At 64.6% G+C, this 24441-nt stretch carries 23 protein-coding genes; 12 read left to right on the top strand and 11 right to left on the bottom strand.

From position 1 onward, the window contains the following. Nucleotides 1-105 precede the first annotated feature (105 nt). Both AB4037_RS25040 and AB4037_RS25035 read left to right on the top strand, forming a co-directional pair. Nucleotides 106-774, top strand: coding sequence for a carbonic anhydrase (locus tag AB4037_RS25040; RefSeq protein ID WP_434959480.1), 669 nt, complete (start codon nucleotides 106-108; stop codon nucleotides 772-774). A gap of 356 nt (nucleotides 775-1130) precedes the next feature. Then, a complete protein-coding gene (locus tag AB4037_RS25035; RefSeq protein ID WP_434959481.1) occupies nucleotides 1131-1403 on the top strand; it encodes a hypothetical protein in 273 nt (90 codons plus the stop codon). A gap of 23 nt (nucleotides 1404-1426) precedes the next feature. Here the strand turns inward: AB4037_RS25035 and AB4037_RS25030 are convergent, their stop codons facing one another. Continuing rightward, on the bottom strand, nucleotides 1427-1861 hold the full coding sequence (locus tag AB4037_RS25030; protein WP_434959482.1) for an Lrp/AsnC family transcriptional regulator: 435 nt from the start codon (nucleotides 1859-1861) through the stop codon (nucleotides 1427-1429). A gap of 120 nt (nucleotides 1862-1981) precedes the next feature. Between AB4037_RS25030 and AB4037_RS25025 the strand changes: the two genes are divergently transcribed. Beyond that, on the top strand, nucleotides 1982-2890 hold the full coding sequence (locus tag AB4037_RS25025; protein ID WP_441773341.1) for a DMT family transporter: 909 nt from the start codon (nucleotides 1982-1984) through the stop codon (nucleotides 2888-2890). 447 nt (nucleotides 2891-3337) lie between these two features. On the opposite strand, the gene AB4037_RS25020 is transcribed toward AB4037_RS25025, so the two are convergent. Both AB4037_RS25020 and AB4037_RS25015 read right to left on the bottom strand, forming a co-directional pair. Continuing rightward, complete coding sequence (locus AB4037_RS25020) at nucleotides 3338-4021, bottom strand: lysophospholipid acyltransferase family protein (RefSeq protein WP_441773340.1); 684 nt, start codon at nucleotides 4019-4021, stop codon at nucleotides 3338-3340. 95 nt (nucleotides 4022-4116) lie between these two features. Further along, entirely contained in the window at nucleotides 4117-4647 is a 531-nt protein-coding gene (locus AB4037_RS25015) for an Lrp/AsnC family transcriptional regulator (protein ID WP_434959486.1), read from the bottom strand. A gap of 66 nt (nucleotides 4648-4713) precedes the next feature. Here AB4037_RS25015 and AB4037_RS25010 point away from each other — a divergent pair, with 66 nt between their 5' ends. Beyond that, nucleotides 4714-5100 (top strand): RidA family protein, encoded by a 387-nt coding sequence (locus AB4037_RS25010; RefSeq protein WP_441773339.1) that lies wholly within the window; start codon nucleotides 4714-4716, stop codon nucleotides 5098-5100. 32 nt (nucleotides 5101-5132) lie between these two features. Here AB4037_RS25010 and AB4037_RS25005 read toward each other — a convergent pair whose 3' ends face one another. Next, on the bottom strand, nucleotides 5133-7010 hold the full coding sequence (locus AB4037_RS25005; protein WP_434959488.1) for a M3 family oligoendopeptidase: 1878 nt from the start codon (nucleotides 7008-7010) through the stop codon (nucleotides 5133-5135). A 464-nt stretch (nucleotides 7011-7474) separates the two neighbouring features. On the opposite strand from AB4037_RS25005, the gene AB4037_RS25000 reads away from it, so the two are divergent. From AB4037_RS25000 to AB4037_RS24990, 3 genes are all read left to right on the top strand, one after another. Beyond that, complete coding sequence (locus AB4037_RS25000) at nucleotides 7475-8992, top strand: sigma-54-dependent transcriptional regulator (RefSeq protein WP_441773338.1); 1518 nt, start codon at nucleotides 7475-7477, stop codon at nucleotides 8990-8992. A gap of 209 nt (nucleotides 8993-9201) precedes the next feature. Continuing rightward, a complete protein-coding gene (locus tag AB4037_RS24995) occupies nucleotides 9202-11154 on the top strand; it encodes a L,D-transpeptidase family protein (RefSeq protein WP_441773337.1) in 1953 nt (650 codons plus the stop codon). Between the two features lie 261 nt (nucleotides 11155-11415). Then, a complete protein-coding gene (locus AB4037_RS24990) occupies nucleotides 11416-13062 on the top strand; it encodes a DUF882 domain-containing protein (RefSeq protein WP_434959491.1) in 1647 nt (548 codons plus the stop codon). A 16-nt stretch (nucleotides 13063-13078) separates the two neighbouring features. On the opposite strand, the gene AB4037_RS24985 is transcribed toward AB4037_RS24990, so the two are convergent. Continuing rightward, complete coding sequence (locus tag AB4037_RS24985) at nucleotides 13079-13363, bottom strand: BolA family protein (protein WP_434959492.1); 285 nt, start codon at nucleotides 13361-13363, stop codon at nucleotides 13079-13081. A 254-nt stretch (nucleotides 13364-13617) separates the two neighbouring features. On the opposite strand from AB4037_RS24985, the gene AB4037_RS24980 reads away from it, so the two are divergent. Together AB4037_RS24980 and AB4037_RS24975 are read left to right on the top strand one after the other, a co-directional pair. Further along, nucleotides 13618-14697 (top strand): DUF2125 domain-containing protein, encoded by a 1080-nt coding sequence (locus AB4037_RS24980; RefSeq protein ID WP_441773336.1) that lies wholly within the window; start codon nucleotides 13618-13620, stop codon nucleotides 14695-14697. Between the two features lie 105 nt (nucleotides 14698-14802). After that, nucleotides 14803-15585, top strand: a complete 783-nt coding sequence (locus AB4037_RS24975) for a transporter substrate-binding domain-containing protein (protein ID WP_434959494.1) — start codon at nucleotides 14803-14805, stop codon at nucleotides 15583-15585. 20 nt (nucleotides 15586-15605) lie between these two features. On the opposite strand, the gene AB4037_RS24970 is transcribed toward AB4037_RS24975, so the two are convergent. From AB4037_RS24970 to ftsY, 3 genes are read right to left on the bottom strand one after another with little or no spacing between them, the layout of a single operon-like run. Continuing rightward, a complete protein-coding gene (locus AB4037_RS24970) occupies nucleotides 15606-16421 on the bottom strand; it encodes an arginase family protein (RefSeq protein WP_441773335.1) in 816 nt (271 codons plus the stop codon). Further along, nucleotides 16418-17092 (bottom strand): septation protein A, encoded by a 675-nt coding sequence (locus AB4037_RS24965; RefSeq protein ID WP_441773334.1) that lies wholly within the window; start codon nucleotides 17090-17092, stop codon nucleotides 16418-16420. Before AB4037_RS24965 ends, AB4037_RS24970 begins: the two co-directional genes overlap by 4 nt. Nucleotides 17093-17095: 3 nt before the next feature. Beyond that, complete coding sequence (gene ftsY, locus AB4037_RS24960) at nucleotides 17096-18340, bottom strand: signal recognition particle-docking protein FtsY (RefSeq protein WP_441773333.1); 1245 nt, start codon at nucleotides 18338-18340, stop codon at nucleotides 17096-17098. Between the two features lie 102 nt (nucleotides 18341-18442). Between ftsY and AB4037_RS24955 the strand changes: the two genes are divergently transcribed. Then, entirely contained in the window at nucleotides 18443-19198 is a 756-nt protein-coding gene (locus AB4037_RS24955; RefSeq protein ID WP_434959498.1) for an RluA family pseudouridine synthase, read from the top strand. Here AB4037_RS24955 and AB4037_RS24950 read toward each other — a convergent pair. Both AB4037_RS24950 and AB4037_RS24945 read right to left on the bottom strand, forming a co-directional pair. Next, entirely contained in the window at nucleotides 19185-20081 is an 897-nt protein-coding gene (locus AB4037_RS24950) for a LysR substrate-binding domain-containing protein (protein WP_441773332.1), read from the bottom strand. The two genes, AB4037_RS24955 and AB4037_RS24950, sit on opposite strands and share 14 nt — an antisense overlap. A gap of 409 nt (nucleotides 20082-20490) precedes the next feature. Next, nucleotides 20491-21489, bottom strand: a complete 999-nt coding sequence (locus AB4037_RS24945; RefSeq protein WP_441773331.1) for a LysR substrate-binding domain-containing protein — start codon at nucleotides 21487-21489, stop codon at nucleotides 20491-20493. Between the two features lie 111 nt (nucleotides 21490-21600). Here AB4037_RS24945 and AB4037_RS24940 point away from each other — a divergent pair, with 111 nt between their 5' ends. Next, on the top strand, nucleotides 21601-21828 hold the full coding sequence (locus tag AB4037_RS24940; protein WP_441773330.1) for a hypothetical protein: 228 nt from the start codon (nucleotides 21601-21603) through the stop codon (nucleotides 21826-21828). A 91-nt stretch (nucleotides 21829-21919) separates the two neighbouring features. Here the strand turns inward: AB4037_RS24940 and ispG are convergent, their stop codons facing one another. Beyond that, a complete protein-coding gene (ispG, locus tag AB4037_RS24935) occupies nucleotides 21920-23173 on the bottom strand; it encodes a flavodoxin-dependent (E)-4-hydroxy-3-methylbut-2-enyl-diphosphate synthase (RefSeq protein WP_441773329.1) in 1254 nt (417 codons plus the stop codon). A 146-nt stretch (nucleotides 23174-23319) separates the two neighbouring features. On the opposite strand from ispG, the gene AB4037_RS24930 reads away from it, so the two are divergent. Continuing rightward, complete coding sequence (locus AB4037_RS24930; RefSeq protein ID WP_441773328.1) at nucleotides 23320-24420, top strand: FUSC family protein; 1101 nt, start codon at nucleotides 23320-23322, stop codon at nucleotides 24418-24420. Nucleotides 24421-24441 lie beyond the last annotated feature (21 nt).

The raw sequence follows: 24441 nt of genomic DNA, 5'->3' as shown, positions 1-24441 counted from the left end.
GCCTCTCTTTCGGTCCTCGTCTCTTGCCGCATTCGTCAACGCCCAAGAGCGGACATCGCGACATGCGAACATGTCGCTGAGATGTCCGCGTTCCGAGGAGATTCCATGTTCCCCGACAGTCTCATAGCCGGCTACAAGTCCTTCCTCGGCGACCGCTTTTCCCGGGAACGCCAACGCTATGAGACGCTGGCGGCCACAGGGCAGAGCCCGGAAGTCCTGGTGATCGGCTGCTGCGACTCGCGTGTCTCGCCGGAGGTGATCTTCGATGCGGGGCCGGGCGAACTCTTCGTGGTGCGCAACGTCGCCAATATCGTGCCGCCTTATGAGGCGGGCGGCCAGTTCCATGGCACCAGCGCCGCGCTGGAATTTGCGGTCGAGGCGCTCAAGGTCAAGCACATCGTCATCATGGGCCACGCCAGTTGCGGCGGCATCCGTTCCTTTGCCGAAAAGCGCGCGCCGCTTTCTTCGGGGGATTTCATCGGCAAATGGATGTCGATCATCGCCCCGGCGGTGGATACGCTGGAGGACCCTGGCGAGACGCCGTCCGAGGATTATATCACTCGGCTTGGCCTTGCCGCAGTGGAGCAGAGCCTTGCCAATCTGACGACCTTCGGCAGCGTGCGCCGGCGCGTGGATGCCGGGGAATTACAGCTCCACGGCGCTTATTTCGGCATCGCTTCCGGCCATCTCCTGGTACGCGACCCAAAAACCCGCCGCTTCGAGCCGGTGGTTTCCGAGATCGGCACGCCGCCGTCCTTGCTTCGCTGCGATTGAGCCTTTGGGATTGCGGGCGTCACGCCCATAGGTGTAACTTAAGGCGAGAGGTGCAACACCACCCGCCTCCTCGCTCCACCGTTGAGTTGGTGCCTATGGGCGAGACGCCTGTGGCCCCAGGAATTGCGCCGCCCGCGTGAAGCAAGGTCTGCATCCTTATACCTTGTTTACGTGTCGCACTCAAAACAATACACAATATTTATTTGTGAAATATACTCTATATTTCGTAAAATGCCTTGGATGTCAGCCTCGTCGGACAATCGTCGCGGGGCAAGATGACACCGTTTCTTCCTTCGCGCGGCCGAATGCTTTGCGTGCCGGCGCGAGAACAAGGTATTTTCAGAACTGCTCCTATCATGTCGAATTCAGTCTCGAGAAAACTGGACCTCGTATCCAGAGTAACCATTCACGTCTTTGCCGCCGAAGTCCTGTTCGCGGCTTTGCTGGCGGCTTCCGGCTCGAAGGCCTTTGCGCCGACCTTTGCCGTTCTGCTCACCTTCCTCGCGCTGTTGCAGGTGATGGCGGCTCTTGGCGCGCGCCGCCGAGCGCCATCCTCCTCGCTGACGGAATGGGACGGCGTCGCCTGGCTGCTGCTGGTGGCGACCGGCACGCTGCTGTTCTTGCGGTGATTTCGCCGCTATGAGGCAGTCCTTCACAGCGGCGGCAGGCGCCGCTTCACCGGTTGCGCCTTGACGATGGCGGTGTTGGTCTCGGCCTTGTCGATCAGGCGGTCGAGGATCTCGTCGAGCTGCTCGATCGAGCGCAGATGCAGCCGAGCGACGAAGCAGTCGTCGCCGGTGACCTTGTCGCATTCGGAGAATTCCGGGATCTCCTCGATCAGGCCCTGCACCCGCTGCAACTGGCCGGGCAGGGGGCGGATGCGCACGATCGCCTGTAGTGTATAGCCGAGGGCGTGCGGATCGACGTCCACGGTAAAGGCCCGGATTACGCCGCGCTCCTCCAGGCGCTTGAGACGCTCGGAGGTGCTGGGAGAGGACAGGTTCACCCGGCCCGCCAATTCCTTCAGCGAGATACGGGCATTCTCGACCAGTATGTCGACGATGCGTTTGTCCACTTCATCAAGCATGATGTCGATCCGTTATTTGTCCTTCGTAATTTAGGAGGATGCCATATTCAACCTTATCCGATCCATATAAATTCGCAAAGAGCCCGAATAGAATTGAGCCTCCATTGAGAGGTAGATGCCATGGACAAGCTCCGCGGAACGGCCGAAATGACGGCGGCCATGATCATATCGGGGACGATCGGTTGGTTCGTCATCCTGTCGGGCCAGCCCGTCATCGACGTAGTGTTCTGGCGCTGCCTGTTCGGGGCAGGCACGCTCGCCTTGATCTGCCTGGGGCTTGGCCTCTACAGGGGCGATGTCATCACAGTGCGGCAGATCGGGCTCGCCGTGATCGGCGGCGTCGCCATCGTGGCGAATTGGCTGATGCTGTTCGCCGCCTATCCGCGCGCCTCGATCTCGATTGCCACCGCCGTCTACAACACCCAGCCTTTCATGCTGGTGGGGTTCGGCGTGCTGTTCTTCTCCGAGAAGCTGACGGCGTCCAAGCTGTTCTGGCTCGGCCTCGCCTTTGCCGGCATGCTCGGCATCGTGCAGGCCAAAAGCGGGGCCGCCGGGACCGGTTACCTGGTCGGCATCGGCCTGGCGCTCGGCGCCGCCTTCTTCTATGCGATCGCGGCCCTGGTCGCCAAGAAACTCAAGGGGGTGCCGCCGCATCTGATAGCCCTCATCCAGGTGATCGTCGGCACCCTGATGCTGGCTCCGCTCGCCAGCCTGGCCCATCCGCCCACGGGGGAGCAGACCTGGGCGATTTTGGGCACGCTCGGTGTCGTCCATACCGGGCTGATGTATATCCTGCTCTATGGTGCCATCCAGAAATTACCGACCAGCCTCACCGGCGCGCTCTCCTTCATCTATCCCGTGGTGGCGATCCTGGTCGACTTCGTCGCCTTCGGCCATCGCCTGGACTGGCTGCAAATGGTTGGTGCCGGCGCCATCCTGGTCGCGGCCGCGGGCATGACGCTCGGCTGGTCGCCCCTGCGCCGGAATGAGACGGCGGTACCGGGGACGCCGGCTAGCCCTCGATCCTGAGCAGGACGACGTCGAAGAGGGCGGCAGCGATGCCGAACCATTGCAGCGGCGACAGCCTTTCGCCGCGCAGCACCTCACCGGTCGCCAGCGACAGCAAGGTGGTGATCGCGCCATAGGTGGTGGCGCCGACGCCATCTGGCCGCGGATGGTGGGCAGGAACAGAACCAGCGGCGACAGGCCGGCAAAGCCGATAGCCTGGCTGAAGAATAGGGATCGGCGCACCCCGAGCGTGCGTGCAGCCGCGCCGCCGAGAAAATCTGTGCCACCCCAACATAGGGCAGCCGCCAGACCGAGAAGAATTGCCATGCCCGCGTCCGCCGTTCGGCCATGCGAGGAACGGTACTTCCGCCCAGATTCCACGCCTCTTATCTTCGTCCCCTGCCTCCTCGGAACGCACAGCCGCGCCAAAGCGCGTCAATATCCAGCCAAAACGCGAAAGGGGAGCGGTCAGGTCCCTGAACGCAGTCGCCGATGCGCCTCTGCGTGCAAGCTGTCGAGCCCTGCGGTGATGCGATGGCTGATCGCACCGATTTCCTCAGCATCAGCATCACCGGGGACGACGAGGGCTTCCGACCACAGCACGCAGCCGCGCCCGAAAGGCAGCACCACGCTGGCCTTATCCCAATTGTCGAGGTCGATCCGCGCACTGGTCACCGCCGCGAAGAGGAAGATCGGCCGCCCGGTGGCCCGGGCCAGCTGCACCGCGCCCTTGCCGGCCACCCGCGCGACCTTGGGCACGTCGGCCGTCATCAGTACGTTGGTGCCTGTTTCCAGCGCCTGGCGCATCGCCAGGAAGGCCGGGATGCCACATTTGCCCCGAATCTTGGCGCGGGTCTGGGTGCCGGAGCCGCGAATGGTGCCATAGCCGGCGCGCGCCAGCGCCGTGGCGATCACCGTACCGTCGAAATGCAGCGAGACCAGCACGCTGGTGCGCGGCGCACCTCGCAGGGCCGCGATGCTCAGCATCTGCTGGCCATGCCAGGTCAGGGCGATGAAGGAACCATCGGTCCGCTCCCAGGGCCGCTGCTCGCTTGGCAGAGGGGCGAAGCGCGTGGTGCGCATCACGCCGCTGATATAGGCATGCAGCCCGTAACCGGCTGCCCTTGCGGTCCATTGTTTCCTGCGGATCATCGAACGGCTCCCGAATGCGGGCGCAACCTAGGGAGGGCGGATTGCGCGGGCATTGCGGGCAGGCGGACGTTGCCCAGGAGCGTCGGAGATCGGACCTAGGCCGGCGGAAGCGGGATCTCGGGCCAATTCTCGGTGGCCAGAGGCTGGATCGCTCGTTCCAGATAGGTGGAGAGCACCACATAGCTCTTGGTCCCCCTGACGCCAGGCAGGACATAAAGCTGGGAGAGGAAATGCTCCATCGCCCGGGCGTTTCGGGTGCGCACCTTCATGATCACGCCGGTATCGCCCGCCACCGAATGCATTTCCTCCACCTCGGGAAAGCGGCGCAGCGTCATCATGCGCTCGCTCTTGCCCCAGCCTTCGGTGTCGACATGCACGAAGGCGAGGAAGGGCTTGCCGATGGCCTGGGCGTCGAGCACGGCCGTCGAGCCCTTGAGCACGCCGGCTTCGCGCAAGCGCTTGACGCGTTCGTGCACGGCCGGTGCGGAAAGCCCGGCGCTCTGGCCGATCTCGGCATAGGTCTGGCGCGCGTCGACGCTCAAGGCGCCTAAGATCTTTCGGTCGAAATCATCGAGAGAACGGTCCGCCCGTTCATTCGGCTGAAGATCCTTCGTTTTTGATTTCATTCGGCAAAAAGCTCTTTTCCTCGAAGATCGTTCTGTTCAACATGCGCTCGCCGAGGGAGAAAAACCATGCAAATGATCGTACGAAACCCCAGTAACGGCATCTATGAGGCAACGCCTGACTATGTTCACGCCATGGAAGTGGTGGGAATGCAGCGTCTGCTTTTCTTCAGCGGAACCATGGGCCTCGATCCAGATGGCCGGGTGCCCGGCAGCCTGGAGGAACAGCTCGAATGGCTGTGGTCCAACATTCGGTGCATCCTCGCCGAAGCCGGCATGACGGTCGACAATCTCGTGCGCGTCACCAGCTATCTCACCGACACAGCCTTTGCCGAGGCCAATCAGGCGGCGCGGCTCAAAGCCCTGGGCGCCCGCCGCATCCCCACCACGGCGATCGTGGTCGGCACGCTAGAGCCGGGCTGGCTGGTGGAACTGGAGGCTATTGCTGCCGGCTGAGGCATGCCAATGGCATGCCTCAGCCGAAAACCTCATTCCATCCCTTCAAGCTCCACGATCATGCTCTCGATCAGATTGAGCCCGATCTGCCAGAAGGCGGGATCGCGGGCATCGAGGCCGAAGGGGGCAAGCAGTTCGGAATGGTGCTTGGTGCCGCCGGCCGCCAGCATGGCGAGATAGCGTTCGGCAAAGCCCTCATGGGCCTTCTCGTAGACGGCGTAGAGCGAGTTCACCAGGCAATCGCCGAAGGCGTAGGCGTAGACGTAGAAGGGTGAATGAATGAAGTGGGGGATGTAGGTCCAGAAGGTCTCGTAGCCCGGCCCGATCTTGATGGCGGATCCGAGACTTTCCTCTTGAACCGACAGCCAGATCTCGCCGAGGCGGTCGGCGGTCAACTCGCCCTGGCGGCGCTCGACATGCACCTTGCGCTCGAAGGAATAGAAGGCGATCTGGCGCACCACCGTGTTGATCATGTCCTCCACCTTGGCGGCGAGCATGGCCTTCTTCTGCGCGGGCGTGGCGGCCTGGGCCAGCAAGGCGCGGAAGGTCAGCATCTCGCCGAACACCGAGGCTGTTTCGGCCAGAGTCAGCGGCGTCGGCGCCATCAGCGCGCCGTTATGGCCCGCCAGCACCTGATGGACGCCATGGCCCAATTCATGGGCGAGCGTCATCACGTCGCGCGTCTTGCCCTGATAGTTGAGCAGTACATAGGGATGGGCGGAGGGCACGGTCGGGTGGGCGAAGGCGCCGGGTGCCTTGCCGGGGCGGACGGGTGCGTCGATCCAGTATTCGTCGAAGAAGCGCTGGGCGATGCCGGCCATACGCGGCGAGAAACCGGCATAGGCCTCGAGCACGGTGCCGCGCGCGTCCTCCCACTTGATCGGGGTGCTCTCGACCTTGGGCAGCGGCGCGTTGCGGTCCCAGTGGTTGAGCTGGTCGAGCCCGAACCATTTGGCCTTGAGGCGGTAATAGCGATGCGACAGGCGCGGATAGGCTTCCTGCACCGCCGAGACCAGGGCATCGACCACTTCGCGCTCGACCCGGTTCGACAGATGGCGCGAATCGGCGACATCCTCGAAGCCACGCCAGCGGTCCGAGATCTCCTTGTCCTTGGCCAGGGTGTTGGTGATCAGGGTGAACAGCCTGAGATTGTCCTTGAAGGTGCGGGCTAGGGCGTGAGCCGCCTTCTCGCGCTTGGCGGGGGAGGGGTCCTGGAGCAGGTTCAGGGTCGGCTCCAGCGTCAGCTCTTGGCTGTCCTCAACCCTGAAGCGCAAGCCCGAGATCGTTTCGTCGAACAGGCGGTTCCAGGCCCCGCGACCGGTCACCGACTTGTCGTGGAACAATTGCTCGACGCGATCCTCGAGCTGATAGGGCTTCTCGATGCGGATATCGTCCAGCCAGGGCTTCCAATGGGCGAGCGCCTCGTCCTTGACCGCCTCGGCCAAGGCACCGTCGTCGATGCGGTTGAGCTCCAGCGTGAAGAACAGCAGGTGGGAGGAGGCCGTGGTCAGCTTGTCCTGCACGTCGCCATAGAATTTGGCGCGGGCGGGGTCTGTGGTGTCGCCGGCGTAGACGAGGCCGGCGAAGGAGGCGATGCGTCCGAGCCTGTCCTCGATGCCCTCATAGGTCTTGATGATGGCGGAGAGGTTGATGGCGCCGTCCTTGCCGGCCAGGATCTCGGCGAGCCTGCCCTTGTTGCCCTCTTCGAAGGCCAGGCAGTCGGCGAGGCCCTTGTCGAGATCGGCGGTGATTTCCGGCGAATCGATGCCCGGATAGAGATCGGCGAGATTCCATTCCGGCAACCGGCCGAGCTCGCTGCCCTTCCGGTCGGCCTTGGTCTCCTGCGAATCGGCCCTGGCGGTCTCCGACGAGGCGGAACCGGAGGATGCGGAAAAAGATTTGCCGGCCATGAAAACTCCTTGAGACCGCAAGATATCAAATATTTGCAGTGTTTCCCGACGAGGTCCATCCATGGGCCTCGTCGGGAAACACTGCCTGGGGCAAGGCGCGTTCAGGCCTGAACGCTTGCGTGCCCCGGCTCTTTGGTTCGACGCGTCCTTGCGATTCCTGTCGTTGCCGCCAAGTCGCCAAACGCCATTGCCGGGCCGGCGACGCGGCCCCGTGATGGTCCCACATATCGCCGTTCGCGGCCGCGGTTTCAACCGTCTCAGTGGAATGTAACTTTCATCCAACGTCGTTAAGCAGTCCTTCACGCTTCTGCTCCTAGATGATCCGAAACGGCACACAGGGCGCTTCGCCCGGGTGAAATTGCGAGGCCTGGCCACTGGCTACCTTGCGCTGACGCGGTGGTGCCGGGGCTTCGGCAGGGATCGGCATCCGATCGCTGCACCGAATGAAATGGGACGGGGGATTGATGGGCTCGACTGTTCTGATCGCCGACGATGATCCGGTGCAATGCCGGCTTCTGGAGGCCATGGTGAGGCGTTTTGGCTATCACGCCCGCCTTGTCGACAGCGGCGAAGCGGCGTTGCGCGAACTCGAAGGCGGCAAGATCGATCTCCTCGTGCTGGATCTGGTGATGCCCGATCTCGACGGCATGGGTGTGCTCGGACGCATGCGCGCCCGCGACCTGCAGGTTCCGGTGATCGTGCAGACGGCCCACGGCTCCATCGATGCCGTGATCTCGGCGATGAAGGCGGGTGCGGCCGATTTCGTGGTCAAGCCTGTCGGCGCCGAGCGCCTGCAGGCCTCGATCCGCAATGCCCTCAAGCATCGTGCCTTGGAACGCGAAGTGCGCGTGCTCGCCAAGCGCGCCATGGGCCAGCTCGGCCTGAAGGATCTGGTCGCGCGCGGCCCGGAGATGGAGCGGGTGGTGCGCCTTGCCGAAAAGGCGGCCGGCTCGACCATTCCCGTGCTGATCGAGGGCGAGGCCGGCACCGGCAAGCAGATGGTGGCCCAAGCGATCCATGGCGGCGGCGAGCGCCGCGGCCGGCCTTTCGTGGCCGTCAATTGCGGTACCCTGCCGGAGGAGGAGGCCGAGCGCATCCTGTTCGGCCAGGACAAGAACGCAGCCGGTGCTGTCGACAAGCAGGCCGGCAAGCTGGCGGAGGCCCATGGCGGCACACTCTTCCTCGACAATGTCGGCGAATTGTCGCCCGCTTTGCAGGTCAAGCTGCTCGACGCGCTGCGCAGCGGCGAGATCGAGCCGCTTGGGGCCCGGCGGGCGGTGCGCACGGATTTCCGGCTGATCTCCTCGACCAGCCGCAACCTGATCGACCTGGTCAAGGCGGGGCTGTTCCGCGAAGATCTCTATTACCGCCTCCATGTCTTCCCGATCATGCTGCCGGCGCTGCGGGTAAGGCGCGAGGACGTTGCCGATCTCGCCTGGCATTTTCTCGCCCGCTTCGGGGCCGAGGAGGGCAGGGCCGTACGCAGCATCAGCGCCGAGGCCGTGGCGCTGCTCACCGCCTATGACTGGCCCGGCAATGTGCGCCAGCTCGAAAACGCGATGTATCGCGCCGTGATCCTCGCCGAGGGCGACGAGATCGGCGTGCCCGATCTGCCTCAGATCGCCGCCCGCGTGGATGGCTTCGATGTGCGCATCCCCTCTGCACCGCTGCTGCCGCCCAAGCCGGTTCATATCGGGCCGGCCATGATCACCGGGTCGCCGTTGCGCGAGATCATCACGGTGCGCGAACCCCACACCATGACCATGCTCGATGCACGGGGAGATGTTCGCACGCTGGAATCGCTGGAAACGGACATGCTGAAATTCGCCATCCGCCATCATCGCGGACAGATGACCGAGGTCGCGCGCAAGCTCGGCATCGGGCGATCCACGCTTTATCGCAAGCTCAAGGAACTAGGGCTTGACGAAGCCACGATCGGCGTGAGAGCCGGTGAATTGAACGAGTCCCACCAGGCCGCGTGATTGTTCGCACACCAGAATTTGTCTTGAATCTGGCATGGTACTCGGCACTATCCACATTATTGTAGGCGGCGTTCGGATAATTCGCGCCGGGATTGAGGAATCTTATGAGTTACCGCGCTAATTTGTTGAGTTCGGTTGCTCTGGCTTTGAGCTTGAGCGCCCTTTTGCTCCCGGCCTATGCCCAAGACAGCCATACGCCTAATAGCCCTGTGTCCGCCGCCGAAACGCCCGTGGTTCCCGGCCTGAGCGCCGGTGAAAAGCAGAGCGCCTTCGCACCGGCGACGCCGCAGACCGCGCCTGCCGCCGCTTCGCCGCAAGAGCGGATGAGCGTGCAGCATGTCAAGCCGGAGAGTGCGCCGGCCTCCACTGCGACCCTTGCACCCGCGCCGGTCGGCCCGGTGCCGGTGCCGGCCCCTGTCGAAATGGCACCTAAACCGGCCGAGACGGCAGTGGCTCCCGATACGCCGTCCTCGATCTCGGCAACACCTTCCAAGGAAGAGGCGGCCCCGGCCGCGCCGGGGGACTCCCAGTCCGTGGCCACAGCCTCACCGGCCGGACAGCCTGCGCCCGCAACTGCTCCGACGCCGGAAATCCCGGCTGCCGTGCCGGCCGAGACACAGGCCAAGCCTAAGGTCGAACCGAAGGCCGAGCCCGTGCCGCCGGCGGAGGCCAGTGCGCCCGCCCCCGCGCCATCTGCCGCACCTGCCGCGATTACCCTCAACCTTTCCGCCAGGCTGGCCGATTACGCCGCCAAGCGCGGCGCCGATGCGCAGGCCATCAGCGATTTCTATGCTCTGCGCGGCGCTGTGCCGCTCTGGATCGACAATGGAGTGCTCACCCCCACCGCCAAGGCGCTGGTCGATCGCATGAACCGCGCCAGCGAGGACGGTCTCGACGCCGCGGCCTTCCGGGTTTCCGGGCTCGACAGCCTGAGCGGCGCGAGCGCCGATGCCCAGGCCGATGGTGAGATCGCGCTGAGCGCGGCCATCCTCACTTATGTCCGCCAGGCCTCCTCGGGCCGGGTCGACACCAGGCAGATCAGCCGCGACATCGCCAAGGCCCCCAACATGCCCGACCCGGTTGCGGCGCTCGCCTCGGTGGCGATCGCCTCTGATCCGGTTACAGTGCTCGAAGGGTACAACCCGGTCTCGCCGCAATATCTGGCGCTGAAGCAGAAGCTGGCCGATGTCAGGGCCGCCAGTGCCGCTGCTGCCGAAGCCGTCCTGCCGATGGTGCCCGCCGGTCCTACGCTCAAGGTGGGCATGACCGACACGCGCGTGGCGGTGCTGCGTACGCGCCTTGGCCTGACGGCCAGCGATGCCGACAGCGACGTCTATGACGACGCGCTGCAGGCGGCGGTGCGCGAGTTCCAGGCTGCCCGCAATCTCAAGGCCAGCGGTACGCTGGGGCCAGCCACTGTGGTCGCCCTCAACGCGGCGCTGCGCCAGCCGCGCACCAATGCGGAAAGCGAGATCATCGCCAATATGGAGCGCTGGCGCTGGCTTCCTCACGACATGGGCCTGACCAACGTCTTCGTGAACGTTCCCGAATACAAGGTGTGGTTCACCAAGGACGGCGTGCTGAGCTACGAGGCGCGGGTGGTGGTTGGCAAGGCCAATACGCCGACGCCGGTCTTCTCGGACACGATGAGCTTCGTGGTGGTCAATCCGTCCTGGAACGTGCCGCAGTCGATCATCAAGAAGGAATATATGCCCAAGCTCGCCCAGGACCCCGGCTATCTCGAGCGCCGTGGCTATGAGGTGAGCTATGTCGGCGGTCAGATGCAGGTGCGCCAGCCGCCGGGCGAGCGCAACGCGCTCGGCTTCATCAAGTTCATGTTCCCGAACAATTTCTCGGTCTATCTGCACGACACGCCGCAGCGCACCCTGTTCTCGCGCGACGAACGGGCCTTCAGCCATGGCTGCGTGCGTGTGGATAACCCCTATAAATTTGCCGAGCTGGTAATGGGCAATGGTTGGACCGAGGACCGCGTCCGCGGTCTGCAGGGCGGAGACGAACAGCGCATTGATTTGGAGAGGAAAATTCCGGTCCACATCGCTTATTTCACCGCTTATGTGGACGGTGATGGTGAATTGCAGCGCCTCAATGACATCTACGGATATGACCGGAAGGTGATTTCGGCGCTTGGCCTTCCCGGCTGAAATCTGTTATGCAACGATTTACCATGTTTGGTAAGGGTTGGCTTAGGCCAGCCCGCGTTCGTCTTTTTGCCACGTTTCCCAAGCAAAAGGCCACTCCCAAGGCCGGTTTCAACGGCTAGATATTAGGGGTCGAACGGTGCATCAACGGTGCTTTAACCAATCTCGGCAAGACTCCGGCAATCCGGACCTGGCGCTGAGCGTCCCATTTGTGGAAATACGCTCCGTGCTGGTTCCCTCGCCTGTTTGCCGAGAGTGCTAATCGTGCAGAATCCAATCAGCCTTTTGCCCCGGATCAAAGTTTCGCGTACCGGTCGCATTCTGGCCATTACCCTCGCATCCACCGTGATGGCGACGGTTCTGGTCGGGCCGACGCAGGACGCGATTGCCAATGGCGATACCCGCTCGCTCTATATGCGCCATGTGCATACGGGCGAGACCATCAACATCACCTTCAAGCGCAACGGCTCCTATGATTCCGCTGCGCTGAAGCAGCTCGACTGGTTCTTTCGCGACTGGCGCCTGAACCAGCCTACGCGCATGGATCCTCGAACGATGGACACGCTCTGGCTGGTCTATCGCCAGGTCGGTGCCAGCCAGCCCATCAACGTCATCGGCGGCTACCGATCGCCCGGCACCAACAACATGCTGCGCCGGCGTTCGCGCGGCGTTGCCAAGTTCAGCCAGCACACGCTCGGCAAGGCCGTCGACTATTTCATCCCCGGCGTGTCCCTGTCCAAGCTGCGTGTGGCCGGTCTGCGCCTGCAGCGCGGCGGCGTGGGTTTCTATCCGTCTTCCGGTTCGCCCTTCGTCCATATGGATTCGGGCGGCGTGCGCATGTGGCCGCGCATGTCGCGCAGCGAACTCGCTTCCGTCTTCCCCGATGGCAAGACGGTGCTGGTGCCTTCCGATGGCCGACCGATGGCCGGCTATCAGCTGGCAATGAACGAAATTCGCCGCAATGGCGGTACCGCCGGCGGCAGCGTCGGCGAGGATGATGCCGGCGGATCCAGCAGCGGCGGCGGTTTCTTCGCGGCCCTGTTCGGTTCTCGCAGCAACAGTGCGCCACCGCCGACCCAGATGGCGCAAGCCTATGCGCCGACCACGCGTGCCAGCGCCCGTATACCGGCCGTGCCACCTCAGCCCGCTCCGGCAGCGCAACTGCCGGCCATGCAGCAGATGGCGATGGCTGATGAACTGGCGATTTCACCGCGCCGCATGGCGCCCGTGCCGCTGCCCGAACGCCGTCCCAGCGACATCAATGCCGCTCAGGGGGCAGATGCCGCGGCAGCGCAGCTTGCCTCGGCCGATACCGGTCCGCGCATGATGTGGCAGACCGGGCCGAATGGGGCGGGTGGCGAAATGGCTGCCAATGTACCACTGCCGCCTCTGCGTCCGGGCACAGCGGCCGAGGAGAGCCAGGCGGCCCCCGTGCAGCTCGCATCCCTGGATACCCCGCCACCGGTGCCGGTGACGCGGCCGGTGCTCGACCCCAAGCCGCCGATCTTCGCCGACCTTTCGCAGGGCAGCGAAGGCTTTATGAAGCGTAGCGCCAACCGCCAGTCGCAGCGCGCACTCGGCTTTGCCGATCCGGCGCCCGTGACCAACACAGCCCGCCCGCCGCGGCCGGCCCTGATCGCGACGCGCTTCGAGAAGCAGAACTTCGCTTCGCTGTCGGCGCCGGTCTCCGCCGCCCGCAACAAGCAGCAGGCGACATTGGTCAAGCCTGACCTCCGTGCCACGGCTTCGCTGATTGCGGCGCCGTCCAAGACGGTGGTGGTGCGCTTCGGTGTGGCGGCCTATCAGGATCTGCGGGCCGACAAGTTTACCGGCGCCGCGGTGAAGCCGCTACGCGTCGCTAGCTTCACGCCGATGCCGGATATCTTCACCGGCTCGATCGCCTCCAACTGACGATCGACGACAGGTCTTACCAGCGCACCGGTTCGCCCGGTGCGCTGGCTTCGATTGCCAGGGCATGAACGCCTCGCGCAAAGGCCGGTTTGAGGGCCTCGTTGACCAGGCGGTGGCGATCGACACGGCTGCGCCCGCTGAAATGCGGCGAGACAATCCGCACCCGGAAATGACTTTCGCCACCCTCACGATGACCGGCATGGCCGGCATGAGCGGCCGATTCGTCGAGCACGATAAGACGCTCTGGCACCAGCGCTGTCTTCAGGCTGGTTTCGATCAGTTCTTGAATGGATGAAGACACGTCGTCGGTCCTTATGCTGCCCTGACTTCGGCCCAATTCTCCGAGATAGAGGAGAGGCTGGCTCGAATCACACTATTCCTGCTCTAAAATCGCGCCGTTTCAAGAGGCCGATGAGTTGACCCGCAACACGGCCAACCCTAGAGCAAAACGCGTTCACGATTGAACGCCTATTTTCTCTAACTCCTTGTTTCAACGCGTCTTTGCGGTTCTTGGTGACACCGTCAAATCACAAAACGCTATAGCGAGACCCTTTCGTGCCGACTGACCTGATCAATCCTGCGCCGCGCCGTTCCTCCCGCCGCATCTTCCTGCCGACCTTCCTGTTCGCTTTGGTCGCGATCGCCTGGTCGGGCTTCTGGTGGTATGCATCCACCAGGCTCGAAGCCGAGTGGGGCCGCTTCCTGACCAAGCAGGCAGAACTCGGCCGCCAGATCAAATGCGGCGAGCAGACGATCGGTGGCTATCCCTTCCGCCTGGAAATGCATTGCGGCCAGGCGACGGTCGAGAGCGTCCGGGCCGGGCGCCCCTTCAGCGCCACGCTTACCGAGGTGAATGCGGTAGCCCAGGTCTATCAGCCCAACAAGGTGCTGCTCGAAGCCAAGGGTCCGGTGGTGCTGGTCGACAAGAACGATGCCGGCGCGACCCTCACCGCAGACTGGAAGAGCGCAGAGGCCAGCATGGCGATCTGGACCTCCGGGCCGCAGAATGCCGCGGTGGTGATCAAGGGCCTCAGCGGCAACGTCAAGCGTGGCGATCAGGCCGTCAATCTCGTCGAGGAGGGCAATGTCGAGGTCCATATCCGCCTGGCGGAGGGCACCAATGCCGCGCCGGGCGCTTATGATCTCGCCGCCGATGTCGACGCCAAGGCGATTGCTCCGCTCGACGACTTCCTCGGCGCTCCCTCCCCGATGAAAGGGACTTTCCGTGGTGTGATCACCAAGATCGACCTCAGGCCGATGCCGATGCCGGAGCGCCTGCGGGACTGGGCCGCCGCCGGTGGCACGCTGACCATCACCCAGGCCCAGGTCGAACGTGGCCCCAGCGTCGTCAGGGCGACCGGCACGGTTGGCCTGGAAACCAGCGGCTTTGCCTCCGGAGACGTGACTGTGGCCCTCGCCGGCGTGCCGGAACTCGCCCAGACGCTCAAGCAATCGGGCCGGGTGCCTGATATGGTGGCGACGACCCTCACCGTCGGCCTGCCCGTGCTGGGCAAGCCCACCAATATCGATGGCAAGGCAGCGGTCGAAGTGCCCCTGACCATCGCCGACGGCAAGGTCCGCGCCGGTGCCTTCCTGCCTGGCCTCAAGCTGCCACGCCTGTTCCTGCCGGAATAGCGGCGCTGCCCCTGCGGCGGAGGAGGGGCGCGGATCATCCTGATGGGTTGAATGCCTGCCTCGCGGCTTTATGCTGCGTGCAACAATCCGCTTTGGGGGAATCACATGCTCCGTCCGCTTCTCGTCTGTCTCGGCCTGCTTTGCCTGGCGCCCGCCGCTATCGCACGGGAGGCACCATCGGCCCTGGGGCTCGATGCCGTGCTGGCTTCCGGTGTGCTCCGGGTGGGGTCCACCGGTGACTACCGTCCCTTCAGCTACAAGGACCCCGCCAGCGGCGAGTTCTCCGGCTTCGATATCGATCAGGCCAGGAGCCTTGCCGAGACACTCGGGGTGAAGCTTGAGATCGTGCCGACGACCTGGTCCAACCTTTCGGCGGATTTCGAGGCCGGCAAGTTCGACGTCGCCATGGGCGGCGTCTCGGTGACTTTCGATCGCCAGAAGAAGGGCTTGTTCTCCAGTCCCTATATGCGCGAGGGCAAGACGCCGATCGCCCGCTGCGCCGACAAGGGCAAGTTCGAGACGCTTCAGGGTATCGACAAGCCCGAGGTGACGGTCGTCGCCAATCCCGGTGGCACCAACGAGAAATTCGCCCGTGCCAGCCTGAAACAGGCGAAGATCGTGATCTTTCCCGACAACACCAAGATCTTCGACGAGGTGGCGGCGGGCCGGGCCGATCTGATGATGACCGATGCTTCCGAGACCCTCTATCAGGAAAAGCTGCATCCGGGCGTATTGTGCGCCGTGCATCCGGACAAGCCGTTCAACTTCGCCGAGAAGGCCTATTGGGTACAGCGCGACATCGGCCTCAAGGGCTTCGTCGATCAGTGGCTGCACCAGTCGATCGAGACGGGGGCCTACCAGAAGATCTACGACAAGTGGTTCAAGTGAGCCGATAAGCCGGAAAGCGCTTACCGCGCCAGGATCGGCGCCAGAGCATCGAGCAGCGGGTCAGGGGAAAAGGCTTCCCCTCCCGGCTCCCAGGCATATTGGAACTCGGCGATCTCGATGCCGACGAAAGCCTGTTCCGCGATCACCTCGCAGCAGGCCTGGAGTTCGGCGAGCGACAGGCCGTCTTCGCAGGCATAGTCGGTGGGAACGACGCCCGGATTCAACACGTCGCAATCCAGATGTACATAGACCGGACGGCCGGCGAGTGCCTTGCGCAGTTCGCTTGCCACGTCGCCGCGCGCTTTGACATGCGGGATGGCGTGCCTGTCGATCAAGTCCTGCTCGAAGGGATCGAGATCGCGCTGGCCGACGAGGACGAGCCGATCGAGGTTCAGGCCGGACCCGAGGCCTGAATCCCACAATCCTGCAGGACCGGAAATGGCAAGGCCGCCGAGATAGCCCGAAGCCGAGGCCTCCGGCGTGTTGAGATCGCCATGGGCGTCGAACCAGACGATACAGGCATCGGGATGATACCTGGCGACCGCCGGCAGCGTCGCCAGCGAGACCGCGCAGCGGCTGGTGGCGGCGATGGAGACGGCTCCGCTTGCCAGCACGTCGTCGAAGCGGGCCTGCAATTGTCTGAGCGCCGGCAGGGCCGCATCCAATTCTTCGCGCCAGCCCTTGTTCAGCGCAGGTTCCAGCCTGCCGACCACGAAGGGCGCAATCCCCGTCCGGCGCGCCAGCGCCTCGCCGATCGCCTGGGCTCCGGGCATGGCCAGATCGTTGTGATCGCCGGCCCGCCCCTGAAACACAGTATAGGCGAACGGCCCGGTCACGGGCTGCCGCCTTGGCCGTTGGCGTCCTGGCTGTCCGGCTTCACTTCGTATTTCATCAGGATCGGCACCTGGGTGGCCGCGAAGATCAGGGTGATCGGCATGGTGCCGAAGACCTTGAAATTGGTCCAGAAATTATCCGAGAAGTTGCGCCAGACGATCTCGTTGAGCACCGCCAGGAACAGGAAGAACAGGCCCCAGTTCAAGGTCAGCTTGCGCCAGCCTTCGGGCTTGAGGTCGAAAGCGGTGTGGAGGACGATGCGGATCAAGGGCTTGCCGAAGGCGAGGCCCCCCAGCAGGATCAGGCCGAACAGCGTGTTGACGATGGTCGGCTTGAGTTTGATGAAGGTCTTGTCCTGCAGCCAAAGCGTCAACACGCCGAAGACCAGCACGAAGATGCCCGAGACCAGCGGCATCACAGGGATGTGCCGGGTAAGGACGAAGCCGGCGACGAGCGCGATCAGCGTCGCCGGGATAAAGACAGCGGTGGCGGTGAAGATGTTGCCGCTCGGGCCCTCGAACAGGGCCGGTCCCATGAAGTGCTCAACCAGCGGATTGAACAGTTCCGGCCTGACATTGGCCAGGAAGAACAGGCCGAGCGGCCCCATTTCCAGCACGAGCTTGAGCAGAGGGTTGACCTTCTGGCGCGGCTTGGCAGTGGCTTCGATGGTCATGGCTCACTCCATCCCGGCAATGGCGCGGGAGAAGTCCCGGGCAGAGAAGGGTTCGAGATCGTCGATGCCTTCGCCGACGCCGATATAATGCACCGGCAGGCCGAATTTGGCTGATAGCGCCACCAGGATGCCACCGCGTGCCGTACCGTCGAGCTTGGTCATCACGAGGCCGGTGACGCCGGCGGTCTTGCCGAAGATTTCGGTCTGCGAGATGGCGTTCTGGCCCACGGTGGCATCGAGTACCAGCAGTACGGCATGGGGGGCGCTCTCGTCGATCTTCTTGATCACGCGCACCACCTTGGCGAGCTCATCCATCAGCAGCGCCTTGTTCTGCAGGCGCCCGGCGGTATCGATCAGCAGTACGTCCGAGCCGTTTTCCTGGGCTGTTTTGAGGGCATCGAAGGCCAGGCCGGCGGAATCGGCACCCTGCGCGCGGGCCACGATGGGCGAGCGGGTGCGCTCGGCCCAGACCTTGAGCTGCTCGATGGCGGCGGCGCGGAAGGTGTCGCCGGCCGCCAGCGTCACCTTGAGGCCGTCGGCGCTGAACTTGGCGGCGAGCTTGCCGATGGTGGTTGTCTTGCCCGAGCCGTTGACGCCGACCATCAAGAGCACGAAAGGCTTGCGGGAGCGGTCGATTTCCAAGGGCTTGGCCACCGGCGTGAGGATGGCCTCGACCTCGCTGGCCAGCACCTGGTGAACCTCCTCCGGCGAGATCTGGCGGTCGAAGCGCCCCTTGCCGATCGCGGCGGCGATGCGGGTGGAGACGTCGACGCCGAGATCGGCCTGGATCAGCACATCCTCCAGTTCCTCGATCGTGGTGGCATCGAGCTTGCGCTTGAGCACGATGTCGGTGATGCCGCGCGAGATGGCGTTGGACGAGCGCGACAGGCCGTCGCGCAGGCGGCGCCACCAGGATTTTTTCTCGACGGGAACAGGAGCTGGAACGGGAGCAGACTCCGGTTCGCTCGCGCGGGGCGCGGGAGCCGGCTCCGGTGCTGGAGGAGGAGGCGAGACGGAAGGCTCGGGTTCGGAGGGAACGACCAGCTCGGCCGCAGCCAGCGGAACAGGCTCGGTCAGCGCTTCGAGCAACGGTTCCGACGCGGGTTCCGCAGAGCGTGGCTCTTCGACGGGCGCCGGCAGCACCTGCTCGGATGTCTGCTCGGGCCTGGTTTCGGTCTCGGGCGCCGCAGCGCCTCGCCCGAACAGCCGTGAAAAGAAGCCGGGCTTTTGCTTGTCGCTCTCAGTCATCGAAACGGTCTGGATCCTTTGATGGCGAACCTGCCACCGAAAAATGGTCTCATGTTGAAGGAACCTCTAGCCGACAATGCCCGATCACGATAGCGCTAAGCGATGATATCGCTCGATTTGACCACGCGGCTTGTTCACCGCGACGCCCTGATCCTGATCCTCGACAAGCCTGCCGGCCTGCCCGTGCATGCCGGCCCGAAAGGCGGGCCCAATCTCACCGCCATGCTGGAGCAGTTGCGCTTCGGCCTGCCCCGCAATCCGGAACTCGCGCACCGGCTCGACAAGGATACGTCCGGCTGCCTGGTGCTCGGGCGGCATGCCCGGCCTCTGCGCACCCTCAACGAGCTCTTCGCCAAGGGCGGCATCGAGAAGACCTATTGGGCCGTGGTCGAGGGCGGCCCCGCCGAAGAAAGTGGCCTGATCGACATGCCGATCGCCCGGCGTTCGCCCGAACGCGGCTGGTGGATGAAGCCGGCCGAGGATGGACTGCCGGCCCAGACCGATTTTCGCGTGCTAGGCCGGGCCGAGGGGCTTACCTGGCTGGAACTCAAGCCGCGCACCGGGCGCACCCATCAACTGCGCCTGCATTGCGCCGCCTCCGGTTTTCCGATCGTCGGCGATCCGATCTATGGCAGCGCGCCGCGCGAGGGCGGCCCGGTGCTGCATCTGCATGCCCGTGGCGTGAGTGTGCCGATCCTGCCCAAGAAACCCGCCGTCAGCGCCGAGGCGGCGCCACCCGACCATATGGGTGAGCACCTTGCTACCCTCGGCTATCAGGGGCCTGTAAGCCCGACGCCGCCCGAACTGGTGCAGCCGGCGGCCGAGCCGGTGCGCCGCCGCGGGCTCAGGCCGAAATAGGTTGCCCACCCGCCAGCTCCGCCAGGATCCAGTCGCGGAAGGCGCGGATCTTGGGTTGGTTGCGGCGGGCTTCGGGATAGACCAGGTAGAAGGAGCGTTCGCTCTCCAGCACCAGCTCGAAAGGCTGGATCAGGCGCCCTTCGGCGAGATCGTCGTCATAGAGGGCGGTGGACAGGATGGCGACCCCCTGTCCCGCCTTGGCCGCCGCGTTGATCACCGCCTGGCTGCTGAGATTGTAGACGAGCTTGGGCATCTCATAGCTGACGCCGGCCGCTTCGAACCATTCGCGCCACCAGTGATCGCCGGGATCGAGAAGGGGCAGGCGCAGAAGATCGGCCGGCGTGTAATGCGGGCCAAGACGAGCGACGAGGCTGCGGCTGAGCATGGGCGTGTAGTCACCGGCAAGCAGGCGGTGTGCCTGCAGTCCGGGCCAGTCCCCGGCGCCGAAAAAGATGGCGAGGTCGGTTTCCTCGCGGGTGAAATCGATGGCTCGGTCGGTCGCCTCGATACGAACCGCCAAGGCGGGATGGGCGAGCTGGAAGGCGCCGATATGGCGGGCAAGCCAACTGGTGGCAAAACTCACCTTGGCGCAGACGGTCAGTACGCCCTCGATGCCGCCGCGCGCCGCCGCATAGGCCTCGCCGATCAGGGCGAAGGCGTCCGTGATCGCCGGGGCCAGGCGCTGGCCGGCCACGCTGAGCTCGATCTGGCGTGGCTTGCGCAGAAAGAGCGGGCCGCCGAAGCGCTCCTCCAGGAGCTTGATCTGATAGGAAACGGCAGCCTGGGTCATGCCGAGCTCGCCCGCCGCGCGGGTGAAGCTCAAATGCCGCGCCACGGCCTCGAAGACCCGGATGGCGGTCAGCGGCGGCAAAGCGGTGCTCACGATGCATCAGCTCTCTTTATGGGCCTTGCTTGAGCTTCAATTCGTCATCGCTGCGATTCCATGGAAGAACCATGGGTGAAACGGCGAAATCAAGGCCGGATTGGAGATTTAGCCATGACAATGGCGCAGGTTGTACGCATAGGGCAAGCTTATTTCGAGACTGGCGATCAGGAGCAGGCCGCATCGCGGCCGGGGCAGCGATCATGGCTGCGGAGGCGCGGTTTGATTGGCCTCTCCTGCCATTTGCTGGGCGATATCGGGGCCGTCGACATCCGCGAAAAGGCCAGGCCCTGCGAGCCTGCCGCGAGTGCCCGCGATCTGATCGATCGTTACAGGTAAGAGGCAGGCGGGCTGGCTGACCGGCCACGATTTTCGCCGGCTGACCGGGTACCGTGAACCACCGATCGCGCTAGGAGGCTATCGCCTCCTCGGTCTGGCCGGCGACATGGGTGGTCCTGCCGACCTCGTCCAGGATCCAGTCGCGAAAGACGCGGATCTTCGGCAGGTTGCGGCGCGCTTCGGGATAGACCAGATAGAAGGATTGTTCGCCGGCCGTTTCGTCAAAGGGCTGGATCAGCCGCCCTTCCGCAAGGTCCTTCGCCCATAGCGCGCGAGAGAGGATGGCGACACCCTGGCCGTCCAGCGCCGCGGTTCCGACGAAGGCCTGCGAACCGATGCAGGGGATTTCCACCGGGCCGCGATGGTTGCTGCCGAAGCGGTCCTGCCCGCGTGTGATCGCCGGTGCCGTTTGCGCCTGGCCGTGCGCCGAGTTCTTGGGCCGGCGGGCAACCCTGACCCTGTCGAACCAGTCGTCCCACCAGGTGTCGCCAGGATCGAGCAAGGGCAGGCGCAGGAGGTCGGCCGGCTGCTTCACACCGCCGATAGTGGCGGCGAGCTTCGGGCTGAGCATGGGGGAATATTCGCCTGGAAGCAGGCGGTGGCTGCATAGGCCCGGCCAGTCGCCGTCGCCGTGGCGGATCGCGAGATCGATATCGTTGCGCGCGAAGTCGACCGGCTGATTATTGGCGTCGATCCGCACTGCGAGCGCCGGATGGCGGATCTGGAAGGCGCCGACATGGCGGGCCAGCCAGGTCGTGGCGAAGGTGACCGAGGCCGTGACCGTGAGCACACCCTCGGCATCGCCGCGCGCCGAGGCATAGGCCTGGGCGAGCAGGGAAAAGGCCTCGCTCACGGCCGGCGCCAGGCGTTGCCCGGCCTCGGTCAGTTCGACCTGGCGCGGACGGCGCAGGAAAAGCGGGCTGCCGAAGCGCTCCTCGAGCAGCTTGATCTGATAGGAGACAGCGGCCTGGGTCATGGCGAGTTCGCTTGCCGCGCGCGTGAAACTCTGGTGCCGGGCCACGGCCTCGAACACCCGGATGGCGGTGAGGGGAGGGAGCGGAAGCGTCATTTGCTATAAGCCTGTTTTATGGCTCCAAATCGAGCTTCAATTAGCCACATCTCGCGGGAAATGGGAATATCCCTGTCAGATATTGTTAATTGTCGCTCAGGAGATTTGGCCATGACGGCCGTTCAGTTCCACCACATAGATCTATCTTATTGCAACGCGCGGGAAAACAGGCAGGGCGCCAGGCTTCCTCGGACATCCGTCCGGCGCCGCCTCGTCGGCCTGTTCGGCTTTTCGGATCACCTGCTGCGCGACATCGGCGTGCTCGATGGCCAGCCAGTGAGGGGCAGGCCGACCGAGGCCGCCGCCAGCGCCTACGACCTGATGGACCGCTATCGCTAAGCCTGGGAGCGCGGACGTCCCGCCCGTTTTTCTTTTCCTGCAGTCGTGACGTTTCCAAGGGGGCGGGGGAGGACATCCGCGTTCCCAGGGATTATTCCGCTGCGGGCCTAACCCCGTAGCGGTTCTCGATATAGTCGATCACCAACTGCTTGAATTCGTCGGCGATGCCGGGGCCGCGCAGAGTCGCGGCCTTCTGGCCGTCGATGAATACCGGCGCCGTCGGTGTCTCGCCGGTGCCGGGCAGGGAGATGCCGATATCGGCATGCTTGCTCTCACCGGGGCCGTTGACGATGCAGCCCATCACCGCGACCTTCAGCGTCTCGACGCCGGGATAGCGCGTCTTCCAGTCGGGCATGGAATCGACGATGAAGCCCTGGATGCTTTGGGCGAGCTCCTGGAACACCGTCGAGGTGGTGCGACCGCAGCCGGGGCAGGCGGCGACCAGCGGCACGAAGGTGCGAATGCCCATCACTTGCAGGATCTCCTGGGAGACCTTGACCTCCTGGGTGCGGTCGCCGCCGGGCTCCGGCGTGAGCGAGACGCGGATGGTGTCGCCGATGCCGGCCTGCAGCAGCGGCGAGAGGGCGGCGGCCGAGGCGACGATGCCTTTCGAACCCATGCCGGCCTCGGTGAGGCCGAGATGCAGGGCATAGTCGGAACGGCTTGCCATCTCGTTGTAGACGGCGATGAGATCCTGCACCGCCGAGACCTTGGCCGAGATGATGATGCGGGACTTGGGCAGGCCCATTTCCACCGCGCGATCGGACGAGAGCAGGGCTGACTGCACCAGTGCCTCCCAGGTTACGGTGCGGGCATCGACGGGCGCCTCGCTCCTGGCGTTCTCGTCCATCAGATGAGTGAGCAGTTCCTGGTCGAGCGAGCCCCAGTTCGCGCCAATGCGCACCGGCTTGTCATGGCGCATCGCCGTCTCGATGATGGCACCGAACTGGCGGTCGCGCTTGTCCTTGAAGCCGACATTGCCGGGGTTGATGCGGTATTTGTCGAGCGCCTCGGCACAAGCGGGATGGTCGGCCAGGAGCTTGTGGCCGATATAGTGGAAATCTCCGATGATCGGCGTGGTCACGCCGATGCGCATCAGCCTCTCCTTGATGCGCGGTACAGCCGCGGCGGCCTCGTCGCGATCCACCGTGATGCGTACCAGTTCAGATCCGGCGCGAGCCAGGGCGGCGACCTGCCGCACGGTGCCATCGATATCGGCCGTGTCGGTATTGGTCATCGACTGCACGACGATGGGTGCGCCGCCACCGACCGTGACGCCGCCGACATCGACGGGAACGGTAAGGCGACGGGACATCAGGCCAAAGCGCGCATAGGACGGGATCATCGGGCACCGCTGGTTTCGTTTGGGGATGACATGGACCTCACCGGCAGGCGCGTCAAGGTTCGGCACACCGTGGATTGGAAAACGCAGAGGTTGCGCTCCGCCCGAACCTTTCTACCATCGCATCTTGCAAATGATGTGATGGGTTGATGATGATCGGCGCTGGTGCCACGGCACGCCTGTTCAAATGGTTCGCGGCCAAGCGTATGGAACTGGCCCTGGCCGTGCGCGTCACGGTGGCGGCGGGCCTGACTTTCGTGGCGGTCAAGCTGGTCGATCTTTCCCAGTCGAGCTGGGCGGTGATCACCTCCATCATCGTCATGCAAGCCAGCCTGGGCGGCTCGGTCAAGGCGGCGATGGACCGGATGGCCGGCACGCTGCTCGGGGCTCTATGGGGCGCGGCGGTATCGGTGGTGATGCCGCATCATGAGGGCAATGTCGCACTCGGCCTGGCGGTGCTGATGGCCGTGGCGCCGATGGCGGTGGCCTCCGCCCTCAGGCCGAGCTTCCGGGTGGCGCCCATCACGGCGCTGATCGTGCTGATTCCGGCGGGCGGTACGCTGCTGCCGCCCTATGCCTATGCGGCCGAGCGCGTCGCGGAGATCGCGCTCGGCATTATCGTCGGTGTCGGCGTCGCCCTCTTCGTGCTGCCCGCTCGGGCGCAGGGGGCGCTCGCCGCCGCGGCCGCGCGCGTGGCCGATCTCAATGCCGAACTTCTGCTCGCTCTGACGGGCAGCCTCATCGACGGCAAGGGCCGGCCCGAGCTCGCCGGCATCAACAAGCGCATCCGCGCCGGCCTGCGCCAGATCGATGCGGCCGTGGAGGAGACGGTGCGCGAGCGCAGCGCCCATCTCAGCGCCGCCATCGATCCCGAACCCATGGCGCGCACGCTCTACCGCGTCCGGCATGATCTCGTCATCATCGCCCGGGTCTGCGTGCGCGCTCTGCCGGAACGGGTAGCGCCGACCCTGACCGAGCCCCTGGAGGCGATGAGGGACGCGACCGTCGGCCTGCTGCGCGGAATCGCCGAAGCCCTGCGGCGCGGCTATCTCGGGCCGGATGCCGTGGGCTTCGACACCAGCCTTACCGCTTATGTCGCCGCCATGGACAAGTTGCGGGCGGCCGGCGTGCTGCGGGAGCTCAAGAGCGAGGAGGTCGGCCGCCTCTACGCCCTGCGCTTCGGTTTCGAGCAACTCGGCCAGGACATCAAGGACCTGGTCGAGCGCAGCAGCGATCTGGCTCGGGAATAGAACGCAGGGCCTGATTCAGCA

It is taken from the genome of Labrys sp. KB_33_2, assembly GCF_052114505.1.
In the GTDB taxonomy this organism is placed as follows: domain Bacteria; phylum Pseudomonadota; class Alphaproteobacteria; order Rhizobiales; family Labraceae; genus Labrys.
This window is presented reverse-complemented; position numbering and strand designations above follow the sequence as displayed.